The organism is Marinobacter shunpengi, assembly GCF_045449695.1.
Taxonomy (GTDB): Bacteria; Pseudomonadota; Gammaproteobacteria; order Pseudomonadales; family Oleiphilaceae; genus Marinobacter.
The window spans coordinates 292,341-306,279 of the sequence record NZ_JBJJKZ010000012.1; the positions used below are offsets into that span (position 1 = coordinate 292,341).

The 13,939-nt window shown below is 62.1% G+C and carries 8 protein-coding genes; all 8 read right to left on the reverse strand.

Annotation, left to right across the window (positions count from 1 at the left end):
• Positions 1-132 precede the first annotated feature (132 nt).
• Positions 133-2,298, reverse strand: coding sequence for an ATP-dependent DNA helicase DinG (gene dinG, locus ACJO2E_RS07950; RefSeq protein ID WP_406963343.1), 2,166 nt, complete (start codon positions 2,296-2,298; stop codon positions 133-135).
• Positions 2,298-3,032: a general secretion pathway protein GspB gene (locus ACJO2E_RS07955; protein WP_406963344.1), complete on the reverse strand. Its 735-nt coding sequence runs from the start codon at positions 3,030-3,032 to the stop codon at positions 2,298-2,300. Before ACJO2E_RS07955 ends, dinG begins: the two co-directional genes overlap by 1 nt.
• Positions 3,033-3,039: 7 nt before the next feature.
• Entirely contained in the window at positions 3,040-4,839 is a 1,800-nt protein-coding gene (locus ACJO2E_RS07960) for an ExeA family protein (RefSeq protein ID WP_406963345.1), read from the reverse strand.
• Positions 4,840-5,024: 185 nt separating this feature from the next.
• A complete protein-coding gene (locus ACJO2E_RS07965; protein WP_406963346.1) occupies positions 5,025-5,804 on the reverse strand; it encodes an MlaA family lipoprotein in 780 nt (259 codons plus the stop codon).
• 65 nt (positions 5,805-5,869) lie between these two features.
• On the reverse strand, positions 5,870-6,988 hold the full coding sequence (locus ACJO2E_RS07970; protein WP_406963594.1) for a beta-ketoacyl-ACP synthase III: 1,119 nt from the start codon (positions 6,986-6,988) through the stop codon (positions 5,870-5,872).
• A 174-nt stretch (positions 6,989-7,162) separates the two neighbouring features.
• The gene (hrpA, locus tag ACJO2E_RS07975; RefSeq protein WP_406963347.1) at positions 7,163-11,101 is read right to left on the reverse strand and encodes an ATP-dependent RNA helicase HrpA; all 3,939 of its coding nucleotides are present in this window, start codon (positions 11,099-11,101) and stop codon (positions 7,163-7,165) included.
• Positions 11,102-11,205: 104 nt separating this feature from the next.
• On the reverse strand, positions 11,206-12,888 hold the full coding sequence (locus ACJO2E_RS07980; RefSeq protein WP_406963348.1) for an AMP-binding protein: 1,683 nt from the start codon (positions 12,886-12,888) through the stop codon (positions 11,206-11,208).
• A gap of 588 nt (positions 12,889-13,476) precedes the next feature.
• A complete protein-coding gene (locus tag ACJO2E_RS07985) occupies positions 13,477-13,776 on the reverse strand; it encodes a hypothetical protein (RefSeq protein ID WP_406963349.1) in 300 nt (99 codons plus the stop codon).
• Positions 13,777-13,939: the final 163 nt, after the last annotated feature.

Here is a 13,939-nt window from a genome sequence, read left to right on the forward strand (position 1 = left end):
AATAGAGAGTGTTCGATAATCAGTGTAGACCAAAACCGGGGTATACAAGTCGGTTTTCATAAAATCGGGGTATAACAGTGTGAGACGTTCCCCGACATCGTCCATGGCATGCCGCTTGGGGAACTCGCCGGCCTACTGGATAATCCGGCGGAATGGCGGCAGGGCATCCAGTAGCAACTGACCGTAGCGACGGCTGACGATCCGGCGATCCAGGATGGACACGCGGCCGGTGTCCTCTTCCGTGCGCAACAGACGGCCCACCGCCTGCACCAGCTTGATCGAGGCATCCGGCACCGTGATCTCCATGAACGGATTGCCACCGCGGCTGGTAACCCACTCCGCCAGGCTCGCCTCGATGGGATCATCCGGTACCGAGAACGGCAGTCGGGTGATGACTACATGGTCCAGGTAGCGTCCCGGCAGGTCGATGCCCTCGGCAAAGCTGGCCACCCCAAACAACACCGATGGCTTGCCGGCATCCACCCGCTCCCGGTGGTGTCGCAGCACCTCACCCTTGGCCATGTCGTCCTGGGTGGTGATCAGACCCGGGTGATCCGGGGCCAGGCGGTCACGTACCGCGTTCATCTGGCGGCGGGAGGTGAACAGCACCAGTGTGGCCTTTTCCGTGGCCCACCGTTCCGGCAGGCAGCGTACCAGGGCGTTGGTAAAGCCTTCCGTGTCCGTAGGCAGGGCTTCCATGGGCGGCACCTCTACCGTGGCCATGTCGGCATAGCGGAAGGAGCTGGGCACCACCAGGTAACGGCTGTCCGCCGGCAACCCGGCCCGGGAGCGGAGCCGGTCAAAGCGTCCCAGGGCGGTCAGCGTGGCGCTGGTCAGCACGGCGCCGTGGGCCCGGGACCACAGGCGGGAGAACAGCAGGTTGTCCGCCAGTACCGGGCTGCTGTACAGGGTGACCTCCTCCGCATGCTCCCAGCGCTGGCGGATGGCCCACCGGGCCGGCGGTGGGGTCCGGACAGGGGCCTTTTCAGCGTCTTCCGACGACGGCGCCGGCACATCGCACCAGGCCGCCCACAGCCGCGACTGATCCTCTGCCCGGGCGTGGAAGCTGCCGATCACCGGGTACCAGGCTTCGGCCGTGTCCCGATCCAGCTCATGGTCCTTACGCTCATCGAACCCCTTCTGCAATTCATCAGCCACGGTGCCCAGGTGGCGTACCAGGGTGGCAGTCGCGGCCCGGGTCTCGGTAGCCAGCGCCAGCATGTCTTCCGGCAGCTGGCCTTCAGGGAACCGCCACTGGGCGGTGCGACGCTCCTCCGAGAACTCCCACTGGATGCTCTCCAACAGGTGATCGTGGACCCGGGTAAGCCAGTCGTCCAGCTCCCTTGACGCCCCGGAGATTTTCTCCACGGTGCGCCCTGCCACGGTCACGGGAGGCAGCCACGGCTGGATCTTCGCCAGCGCCTGGGAAAGCTGCTTTAGCCACTGGCGGGTACTGTTCAGGGGTACCGAGGCGGCAAAGTGATTCAGGGCCTTGTCCGGCAGGTGGTGGGCCTCGTCGAAGACGTACAGGGCATTCTCGGGCTCCGGCAGGATGGCACCGCCGCCCAGCGCCAGGTCCGCCAGTACCAGGTCGTGGTTGGCCACCACCACATCGGCGGTTTCCAGTCCCTTGCGGGCGTCGAAGAAGGCGCAGTTATCGAAGTAGGCACAATGCCGGTTGGTGCACTGGCGATGGTCGGTGGTGACCTGCCGCCAGACCTCGTCGGGAATGGTGGTGGGCCAGTGGTCCCGGTCGCCGTCCCACTCCCGGGAGCCATACCGGCCGAGCATCTCCTCGAAGAACTCCCGGGACCCCGGCTCCTGTTCCCTGCCCTCGTCCAGCAGGAACAGGGGCATGGTGTCGCTGTCGCCATTGCCCTCGTCGTGGAGCCTGGTTTCCAGGCGCGACATGCACAGGTAACGACCACGACCCTTGGCCAGGGTCCACTCGAACGACAGCTTGCTGTGCTGTTTCAGGTCCGGCAGATCCTTGGAGATGATCTGGTCCTGCAACGCCACCGTGGCAGTGGAGATCACCAGGGTCTTGCCCAGGGCCCGGGCCACGGGGATGGCGGCAATCAGGTAACCCAGGGTCTTGCCGGTGCCGGTGCCGGCCTCCACCACACAGGCCGCGGGCGAGGACGTACGCTGGCCATCGTTCTCGGTGATATCGCCCATGTAACGGGCGATCTCGGCAATCATCAGACGCTGGCCATAGCGGGCGCGAATGCCCTTGCCCGCGAGAACATCACGATAGGCTTGCTGGATTTCGGCCTTGACGGCGTCGCTCAGGGGCATCAGCGGGGGCTGCTCCAGTCACGGACGACACCAACCCGGAAGCGCTGGCCGTCCATACTCAGTTCCACCCCTTCTTCGGTAATACGCTCCACCCGGAGTGGTCCGAAGGAGTCGCCCATACGCAGATAACGGTTATTGATCATCACACTCCGTGCCGATGGCCGGGATGAATAGACATGACTGTTGAAGACCAGGTCCGGCACCTGGCGTTGGAACGCCATGGGCAGCTCCACCAGGTGGGGTACACGGCCCTCCCAGGGCTCCGGGGTGTACTCACTGCCGCCGGCCGTGCCGGGCTGGCGTACGGTGGGGACGATCACCGTGGGGGCTTCCTTCACGGTATCCAGTATCACGGCCCCCTGGCTTTCCAGCTCGCCGGTGGCGGCGGTGATTTCCGCCGGTTCCGGTACCGGCTCCTTGGCCCTGGCCACCTCGCCGCTGGCGGCGGCTGGTGCCTCCTCACTGCCGGCCGCGGTCGCACCAGCCACCTGCTCCGTTGACCGGGCCAGTGCCCCGGCGGTCTGTGAGTGGTCCCACCACAGGCCGGCACCTGGCCAGAACAGGGCCGCCAGTATTACGGCATTCAGGGTCAGAGCAATGGCGAGCCAGGCCAGGGCGGGAATTCCCCGCTTGCGCTTACGGTGGACCATACGTATCTGCTGGCCCAGGTTCGGCACCCGACCCTGGTTACGCTCGGACTCGGATTTTTTCAGTGCTTCCAGGATATAGCTCATGACGGCATCATCCGGACCGTGGCTGGACCGGCTGCCCCGGACCGGCGGGGGCAATCACGGTACTACTGGTGGGTACCAGCCGCGGCACACCGGCATCGAGATCGTTGCTCATCTGGATCAGGGTCATGGCGCCAACGACCCCATCCTGCTGCAACCCCTTGACCCGCTGGTACCAGCGTATCTGTTCATCCCGGATCATGCGGCTTACACGATCGATTTCATCGCTGTTGTCCGCATGCAGCCCCACCAGTTGCATCATGCGTGCGCTTAGCCAGACGCCCTCCCGGTTCTGCCGGGGCAGCTCGGAGGGGTCACCGTTCCACGCCATATAGGGGGGAACCTGCCAGAGCACGGAGAACTCCCCGTACCAGTGGTCCTGCACTTCCCGGAAGGACACTTCCAGGGTGCCTTCTGCCGTTTTCAGGGTTGCCACGTCTCCCTCGAGGCGTACCAGGGTGACATGGGTGTCCGTGCCTTCGGTGCCCTTGAGGGTCAATACCGCCGGACGATTGATATCCTCCATGCTGCGACGGCTGCCCTGTCGGTGCAGACAGCGGAGGCCGGCAGCATCGGCGTAATCACAGGCGAAGGGATAGCTGGAGCGGTCCCAGTCATAGCCCCACAACTGGAACAGGCCGTCGTAGGCCTGGGCCGTGGTCAGGCCATGCTTCCGGATATCGAAAGCTGTCAGTTCCGGCTCTTCGATCACGACCGGCCCGGGCTCGTCACTTCGCTCAACGGCACCGGTCAGTAGCTCATCGTCGGTGAGGTCCGGCCCGGCAGTATCGGAACCGGCGGCACCGTTTTCGCCAGCGGTCTCGTTACCGGGCGTGCTGTGATCGGCTGAAGCTCCAGAGGCGTCGGCATTCTCCATGGCGGCCACCGGGGCATCCTGCCGGCTCTCGATGAAGGCCCAGCCAACAACCGCAATCGCCATCAACGCGGTGACCGCCGTCACCATGCGCAGCATGGGAGACACCCCGCCCGGGGCGGTACGCCCGGGCACGCCGCCCACCTCCCTCGCCGCAGCCTTCACGTGGTGGGGTTCGATCTGCTGGACGCCTTCGCTATAGGCCCCCAGCAGGGCCCGGTCACTGATCAGGTTGATCAGCCGGGGCACACCGTTGCTTTTCCGGAACAGGGTGCGAATTGCCGACGGCGTAAAGAGTTCCACCTTGACCCCGGCTACCCCAAGACGATAGTGGATGTAGGCTGGCAGTTCGTCCCGCTCCAGGGCATCCAGGTGGTAACGGGCGGTTACCCGCTGGTTGAGCTGACGCAACTCCGGGCGGTCCAGGATATCCTTCAGCTCCGGCTGCCCCAGCAGAACAATCTGGAGCAGTTTCTTTTCTGCGGTTTCCAGGTTGGTCAGCAGGCGCAGTTGTTCCAGAACTTCGGCGGACAGGTTCTGGGCCTCATCGATTAGCAGCACCTGGTGACGCCCACGGGCGTGGGCCTCCAGCAGGTGCTGGTTGATGCGATCGATGAGCTTCTTGATGGTGGCGTTGTCCGGGTAGGCAATACCCAGTTCATCACAGATGGAGGCCAGCAGTTCCCTCGCCGACAGACGCGGATTGAGGATCAACGCGATGTCCACGTGCTCCGGCACGTTCTCAATGAAGCAGCGGCTGATCGTGGTCTTGCCGGTGCCCACCTCGCCGGTGATCACAATGAAGCCACCCTGCCCCTGAACACCATACATCAGGTGGGCCAGGGCTTCCTTGTGACGTTCACTGAGATACAGGTATCGGGGGTCCGGCGCAATGGAGAACGGCGGCTCCCGAAACCCGAAGAAATCGTAGTACATGGTATTCCAGTCAGCTTGCGGCCGGGTTATCCGGACCTGTCCCTTTCAATAGAAGGTCCGCGTTGTAATGGCAGCCATGATACCGCCCGCAGTCGACAACTGTCACCATCACGGGCCAACCGCTTCACCGTTTGCGACACATATTCTAGATTGCGACATAGAACTTTCCGCCGGACTCCTGACGCCTAGAAGTCATCCAGCATCAGGTCGTCTTCATCACTCCCGGTGAAGGGATCTGAAGTCATCTTGCCATCATTGATCAGGTATTCCCGACGTTGTAGGTAGGCGTTGCGTATAAAGGTGTAGCTGTCTCCGGACATGAACCCTTCGGCAGCCAGCAGATCTGCCCGCGTATCCACCACGAACAGGCCGAGCAGGTACCACTGCTCCGGACTCTCCACATAGTCCCAGGCCGACGGGAACACGAAACTGTCGGTCACGGTACCGGTGAAGTCCCGAGGCGTGGATGGCCCCATGAACGGCAGTACCAGGTAAGGCCCGGGGCCCACGCCCCAGTACCCCAGGGTCTGCCCGAAATCCTCGGGCCGCTCCGGCAGGTCGAAGGCGGTGGCCACATCGAACAGACCGCCAATACCGAACACCGAGTTATAGGTGAACCGGCCTGCCGCCACCACGGCATGCTCGCCCTTGAGCTGGAGCACGCTGTTGATGAAATTGTGCACTTCTCCCAGGTTGTTGAAGAAGTTGGTCACCGCCCGATCGGCAATGTCCGGCATGACCCACTGGTAGCCTTCGGCCACCGGTCGCAACACCCAGTCGTCGACCCCTTCGTTGAAGGCATAGACCCTGCGGTTCCAGGATTCCCAGGGATCGGCTGGATTGCCGGAAGACACCGCTTCCGGGGGCGACTCCGGCTCACGGTCATCGGGGGAGGAAGCGCAGCCGGCAAGCGCCAGTGCACCGAACATGAGTATTGTCAGCGCTCGGGAGAGATCGCGAAACATGGTAATGGAGGTTCCTGGTTGGCTATTCGTCAGGTCGTGGCCCTGCCCTGTCCCTGGCACTCCGGTCAGCGTTTGCGTATCACGACGCTGCCAATGGAATACCCGGCACCGAAGGAACAGATCACACCCAGGTCACCGGCACCGAAGTCGTCCTTGTGCAGGTGATAGGCAATAATCGAACCGGCAGAGCTGGTATTGGCGTACTCGTCCAGGATAACGGGCGCTTCCTCGACGGTGGCCTCGCGGCCGAGTACGCGTTTGGAAATCAACTGGTTCATATTGAGGTTGGCCTGGTGGAGCCACATCCGGCGCAGGTCGTCCGCTCCCAGGGAGAGGCTCTCCAGGTGACTGACGATCAGTTCCGCCACCATCGGGGAAACCTCCTTGAAGACCTTGCGGCCCTGCTGCACGAACAGCTTGTCGGGCTTGCCGACACCGGATTCGTCACCCCGGTTGAGGAAGCCGAAGTTATTGCGGATGTTGTTGGAGAACTTTGTCTTCAGGCGGGTTCCCAGAATCTCGAAGCCCTGGCCGTCCGCTACCCGGTCATCCCGCTCCACCAGCACCGCGGTGCAGGCGTCGCCGAAGATAAAGTGGCTGTCCCGGTCACGGAAGTTCAGGTGCCCGGAACAGATCTCCGGGCTCACTACCAGCACCGCGTTGGCGGTGCCGTTTTCCACGGCATTGGCCGCTGCCTGGATACCGAAGGTGGCCGAGCTGCAGGCCACGTTCATGTCGTAGGCAAACCCGTCAATGCCCAGGGCATCCTGGACCTCGATGGCCACCGCCGGGTAGGCCCGCTGCAGGTTGGAGCAGGCGACGATCACCGCGTCCACCTCGCTGGCGTCACGGCCGGCCTGCTCCAGGGCCTGTCGGGCGGCAATCACAGACATGTCGCACTGGATCGAGTATTCATCGTTACTGCGGTCCGGGAGTCGCGGGCACATCCGTTCGGGGTCGAGGATGCCGTCCTTGTCCATCACGTGGCGACTCTTGATGCCGGATGCCTTCTCGATGAACTCAACCGAGGAAGGCTGGAGCGCCTCGACATCGCCATTGGCGATCTCCGCCGCATGGCGCTCGTTATGTAACTCAACGTACTGGTTGAACGAGGCTACCAGTTCTTCGTTGCTGATGGAGGCGGGTGGTGTATACAACCCGGTACCGGTAATGATGGCGGTGATGCTCACAAAGGACCCCGACTTTTCTGGACATTATTGTGGACTACTATCTGGTCGAGCCGGATGCGTGTTGGCGGAGCGCATCCTGCAGGCTCATGGTCTGACCGTGAATACTATCACAAAGATAGTCCAACGAGCCTGGATGTAGAGGATTTTACGGTTGCTCCACGAAGCCGTTCAGTGCACCAGGGCCCACTGCCTGTCGAGCCGCTTGACCGACACCGGCATGGCGGTACCGAGTTGCTGGGCGAAGAACGACACCCGGAACTCTTCCAGCATCCATCGGTAGAGGGTGAGTTCCGGATCCAGGATCCCCTGTCGCCGGTGCTGTTCGGCCTTGTTCTGGTACCGGCTCCACAGCGGCTCGATGGCATGCAGGAACTCCCGTTCCCGCCCCATTTCCCGGGGCATTTTCTCCAGCCGGATGTCCGCCGCCTCGAAGTAGCGGGGAAAACAGGCCAGCCAGTCCGGGGGGGTGGCCGTCAGGAAGCCGGGGTACACCAGGTGTTCCATCTGGAACTTCAGGTCCGCCATGCTGTTGGCCATGGCCAGGCTGATCTTGCCCTTGAGTTGTTTCATGACCCGGTGGTGGCCCCGCATCACCTGATGGAGCTGCGCATCGGCTTCCTCCAGCGCCGGCAGGAAATCTCCCCTGCCCGACTCGTAGACGGCGTCCAGGTCACCGGCACTGCGGGGGAGGCTTTCCGCCGACCGGTCTGGCCCGCCCAGGAAATGGTTGGCGGCAGCCGCCAGCAGGAAGTCGTCCAGCAATGTCCGGGCCTGACCCACCGGGGCGAACATCAGCGCTGAATCCCGGAAATGGCGCAGCCGGCTGTCGATCTTCTCCAGCGTATTGCCCAGGCGGTTGAGGACCAGACGGGCCACCGCCCGGCGATGGGCGTCCGCTGCCGTCAGCGGGTCCAGGAAACGGGTCTCCCGTACCTCGCCGCCCAGGTCCTCCAGGGCCGGGTACACGGTGACCTGCATGCCTCCGCGATCGGTATGGACCGAGGCTGGCAAGGTACCAAACTGCCAGTCGGACGCCTGACGGCCCGGGCCCTTACCTTCCTCCTCTTCCACCTGGCTGAGGGCCTGCTCGGCCTGTTTTTCCAGCTTCGTCTGCAACTCGTCGGGGTCCCGCCCCCGGGCCAGGACCTTGCCACCCTCTCCCAGGACCTTGAGATTCATCCGCAGATGCCGGGGCAATGCCTCACGGGGCCAGTCCTCCGGCGCGATGCGCACACCGGTCATGCGACGGAGCTGGTCCGCGAGGGCATCGGTCAGCGGCTCGTTGGACGGGGTCATCTTCTCAAGGGCGGCATCGACAAAATCCGGCACCGGCACAAAATTGCGGCGGACCGACTTGGGCAGCCCCTTCACCAGGGCAATGCACTTCTCCCGGACCAGCCCCGGCACCAGCCATTCCAGCCGATGCCCCGGCAACTGTTTGAGGGCCATTAACGGCACCTGAATGGTGACACCATCGTCCTCACCGGTGGGCTCGAAGTTATAGCTCAGGGGGTACTTCGCTCCCTCCCACTCCAGCTCGTCCGGATACTGCTCCAGTTCATCGTAGTCCAGGTCCCGCTGCAAGATGTCCTTCTCGGTCAGCTCCATGCCCTTGAGATCTTCCGCGGACAGGGACTTCCACCAGCTCTCGAAATGCCGGCCACTGACGATATCCGCCGGCAGCCGCTGGTCGTAGAACGCCACCAGTTGTTCGTCATCCACCAGCAGGTCCCGACGGCGGGTCTTGTTCTCCAGGTTCTCGACGGTATCCAGCAGTTCCCGGTTGCGGGCGATAAACGGCGCCTTGGTGCGGTAGTCCCCTTCCACCAGCGCCCGGCGGATAAACAGCTCCCGGGATTCCGCCGCGTTGATCGAGGCATAGGGCACCCGGCGCTGGCTGACCACGTCCAGCCCGTACAGGCTGACCCGCTCGAAGGCCATCACCTGGGCCCGCTTCTGTTCCCAGTGGGGCTCGGAGTAATGCCGCTTGACGACATGCTCACCCAGCGGCTCCACCCACTCCGGCTCAATCTTGGCCACCATGCGGGCAAACACGCGGCTGGTTTCCACGATCTCCGCCGCCATGATCCATTTGGGGGAAGACTTTGCCACCTTGGAGCCGGGGAAGATGAACACCTTACGGTTGCGGGTAGCCAAGTATTCCTTCTTTTCCAGTTTGGTGGCCACCTGCCCAAGCAGGCCCGACAGGATAGCCTTGTGGACGGCCTCATAACTGGCGGTGTTGCGATTGACGGTAAATTTCTGCTCCCGGCACAGCAGGGTCAGTTGCCGGTGGGTATCCCGCCACTCGCGCATGCGCATCCAGGACAGGAACTGTTTCTTGCAGTACCGGCTCAACTGGTTGCCGGACAGCTCCTGCCGCTGCTCCTCAAAGTGATTCCAGAGGTTCAGCAGGGTGACAAAGTCCGACTCCTTGTCGTTCCACTGGCTGTGGGCCTGGTCCGCCGCCTGCTGCTTGTCCTGGGGGCGCTCCCGGGGGTCCTGCACACTCAGGCCGGCGATGACCACCAGCAGTTCCGCCAGGCTGCCCAGCTCATCGGCGGCCACCAGCATGCGGGCCAGCCTCGGGTCCAGGGGCAGCCGCGCCATGGTACGACCCAGGCGTGTAATCCGACGCTTGCCGGACACCGCCCCCAATTCCTCCAGCAGCTTGTAGCCATCGTTCACCTGGCGGTTGTCGGGGGGCTCCAGGAACGGGAACTGTTTGATATCCCCCAGACCCAGGGTAACCATCTGCAGGATAACGGACGCCAGGTTGGTGCGCAGGATCTCCGGGTCGGTGAACTCGTCGCGGCTGACGAAATCCTGTTCGTCGAACAGGCGAAAGCAGATGCCCGGCGCCACCCGGCCACAGCGCCCTGCCCGCTGGTTGGCGCTGGCCTGGGAAATGGCCTCCACCGGCAGCCGCTGGATCTTGGAGCGCACTGAATAACGACTGATACGGGCCACGCCGGTATCAATAACGTAGCGGATACCCGGCACCGTAAGCGAGGTTTCCGCCACGTTGGTGGCCAGCACAATGCGTCGCCCCGGATGGGACTGAAACACCCGGTTCTGCTCCCGGGCACTGAGCCGGGAGTACAGCGGAAGCACCTCAGTATGACGCAGGTCCGCATGGCGCAACTGCTTGCTGAGGGCCCGGATTTCCCCCTCCCCCGGCAGGAACACCAGGATATCCCCCGGTGGCTTGCTCTCACTGCGCTCGTGGTCCTCGATTTCCTCCACGGCCGACACCACGGCGTCGCCCCAACCCTGGTCCCGTTCGTCGGCATCGCCGGCCAGGGGCCGGTAACGGACTTCCACGGGATAGGTACGGCCCGATACCTCGATCACCGGCGCCTGGTGGAAGTATTCGCTGAAACGCTCCACCTCAATGGTGGCGGAGGTGATGATCACCTTCAGGTCTGGCCGTTTCGGCAGTAGCTGCTTCAGATAGCCCAGCAGGAAGTCGATATTGAGGCTGCGCTCATGGGCCTCATCGATAATGATGGTGTCGTAGGCGTCCAGGAAGCGGTCATGCTGGACCTCCGCCAGCAGGATACCGTCGGTCATCACCTTGAGCCGGGTGGTGTTCGAAGTGGTGTCGGTAAAACGCACCTGGTAGCCCACCTGGTCACCCTGCTGTGGCCCCAGCTCCTCGGCGATACGACTGGCCACGGTACGGGCGGCGATTCGCCGGGGCTGGGTGTGGCCCACCAGCCCCCGGGTGCCCCGCCCGGCATTGAGGCAGATCTTGGGCAACTGGGTGGTCTTGCCGGAGCCGGTCTCCCCGGCCACTATGATCACCTGATGCTGCTCCAGCGCCCGGGTAATGTCCTCCACCCGGTCGGACACCGGCAGCCCTTCCGGGTAGCTGGCGGGCCGGTGTGACTGGCGGCGTGCTTCCACCTTTGCCAGCCCCTCTTCCAGCCAGCGATTCATCCGCCGCAACTCCGGTTCGTCAGGCTGGTTACGGGTGCGCGCCAGCAGCCGCAGGATGCGGGCGGTTTCCCGCTGGTTGCAGTCCCCAAGCTGACGCCGGATCTGGTCGGCGCCCTGCAGGGTCTGAGTATCAGGGGCGTGATTACCGGGCGGGGTCTGGCTCATGGATCGCTCAGTTGGTGAATGAGGCCGCTATTGTAACGGAAGCCGTTTTATAAACGAAAAAGCCCTGCCGGAGCAGGGCTTTTCGGGATGATCAGCAGGCCAGGTTACTGGTGCTTCTTCATCTCCTCGTCACGCAGTTCGCGACGCAGGATCTTGCCCACGTTGGTCTTGGGCAGTTCGTCGCGGAACTCGAAACTCTTGGGTACCTTGTAGGCGGTCAGGCGTTCACGGCAGAACTCCTTGAGTTCATCCTCCTTGAGGCTCGGATCAGACGGCACCAGGAACATCTTGACCGCTTCGCCGGTCTTCTCGTCCGGAATACCCACCGCGGCGCACTCCAGCACCTTCGGATGGCCGCTTACCACGTCCTCCACTTCGTTCGGGTAGACGTTGAAGCCGGACACGATGATCATGTCCTTCTTGCGATCAACAATGCGGATGTAGCCATCCTCCTGGATCACCGCAATATCGCCGGTACGCAGGAAACCGTCCTCGGTGAAGGACTTCTGGGTTTCCTCCGGCCGCTGCCAGTAGCCGCGCATTACCTGCGGACCCTTGACGCAGAGCTCACCTGGCTCGCCCAGGGGCTGGTCGTTACCGTCTTCGTCAATGATCTTGCACAGGGTATTACAGATGGGCAGGCCGATGGTTCCAAGCTGGATGGCACTGGGCGGGTTCAGGGTCACCACCGGGGAGGTCTCCGTCATGCCGTAACCTTCGCCGATTTCCACGCCGGTCACGTCATGCCACTTCTTCGCCGTGGCACTGGTCAGGGCCATACCACCGGAAGAGGTCATCTTCATGTGGCTGAAGTCCAGGTCCTTGAAGTCCTCGTGGGCCATCAGGCCGTTGAACAGGGTGTTCAGACCCAGGAAGGAGGTGAACTTGAATTTCTTGAGCTCATTGATGAAGCCCGGAATATCCCGCGGGTTGGGGATCAGCACGTTATGGCCACCGGCCTCCAGCATGATGCCGCAGTTCAGGGTAAACGAGTAGATGTGGTACAGGGGCAGCGGCGCGATAATCACCTCCTGGCCCTCGTCGATCTTGTCCTCGAGCATCGCCCGGGTCTGCAGCAGGTTGGCCACCAGGTTGCCATGGGTCAGCATGGCACCCTTGGCAACACCGGTGGTGCCACCGGTGTACTGCAGGACCGCCAGGTCATCCTGGGTGGGTTTGGCCTGGTCCAGCTTTTCCTTGGCACCCGCAGCCAGCACCGCCGGCAGCTTATGGGCCTGGGGCAGGTTGAAGGGAGGTACCATCTTCTTCAGGTACTTCACTGCCGCGTTCATCAGGGTGCGTTTCAGGGGGGAGTGCATGTCCGCCAGTTCGGTCACGATGACATGCTCGATGCCGGTCTGCGGCAACACCTTTTCCGCGTTGGATGCCATATTCGCCAGCACAACCAGGGCCTTGGCACCGGAATCGTTGAACTGGTGCTCCATTTCGCGGGTGGTGTACAGAGGGTTGGTATTAACAACCACCAGACCGGCCCGCATGGCGCCGAAAACAACAACAGGATACTGGGTCACGTTGGGCATCTGGACGGCAATCCGATCACCCGGTTTCAGGTTGGTCTTGTTCTGCAGCCAGGCGGCAAAGTTCCGGCTCTGGACATCAAGATCACCATAGGTCAGGGTCACGCCAACGGCGCTGAATGCGGGCCGGTCAGCGTACTTTTTCGCTGCCTGCTCAAACACATCCACCATGCTCTGGTATTTGTTCAGGTCAATCTCGCGGGGAATACCGGGTGGATACTTGTCCTGATAGAACTGTTCTAAGTCCATCGCACCATCTCCTGTTATCACTTTATGATTATAGTGTCGCAGTCCTGCCAACCCTGCTTCCCTGCCCGGCCCGGACTGCCGCAGCATGTCGGGATACTATCCATCCAGCCAGCTTTTCCCGGAACAACTTCCGGCGAAAAAACAAGCAGACTAAAGTATCAGCCTTATAAAGAAGGCGAGAATACCAGTTTTGGCCGCATTCAGGTAGATGCGACGCCCCCTGGACATGGAATCCTGACGGTGATTGTGACGATCATCGCGTATTTATGTCAGCCTATTTTACAGTCACGTACCTGACGGTATTGAACAGGCACATTAGACAGACTTACCTTCCTGTTTATTTGGAACTTTTCAATCATGGCAACGATCGTGCTTAAGGAACGCTGACGCAGGTGCTTACTGGAGGTACCTGACGTTAAATGCCGAGCTTGGCCGATACACTCTCAACCGTGTATCGGCTTTTTTTATACCGATTCACCAGCCGGACAAGGCATGCCTGGTTAACAGGTTACAGGTGGGATAATAGGACAGGCCGGACATCGGTCGGCGTTTGGTGCCGGCACTGCCTGAACCGGCACCGGGGCGGCATCAGGCGCCCAGTTTTGACTCACAATTGGAAAGGATCAGTTCGGAGGCGGCATCCAGGCCCATGTTCTCGTCGGCGTAGATCTGGGCAACAGATTCCTTCAGCACAGTGGCGGAAGCTTCGCTGCTGGCGTTCTCGTCAATGGCGGAGTAAACCTCCTCAATGGCGGTATCACTATCCCGCGCACCCACCAGGTCCGGCGTGGCGGCCTTTTGCGCTTCACAGACGGGGCTGGCCATGGCCATGGAGCTCATGCCCATTCCGGCAACCAGTACGCTGACAGCAAACAGTTTCTTGTTCATAGAACAGGTTCCTTCCTGACTTAAAATGAGTTAGGGAGCCCCGGAATACGGCGCGAGGTTCCATCTCGGCAAACCAGGGCATAACAGAGAGCCTCTGACCTTTGAGACTCAGGGCGAATTGAAGCACAGTGAGACGTTAACTGAAAATGTCTTATTTTTTATC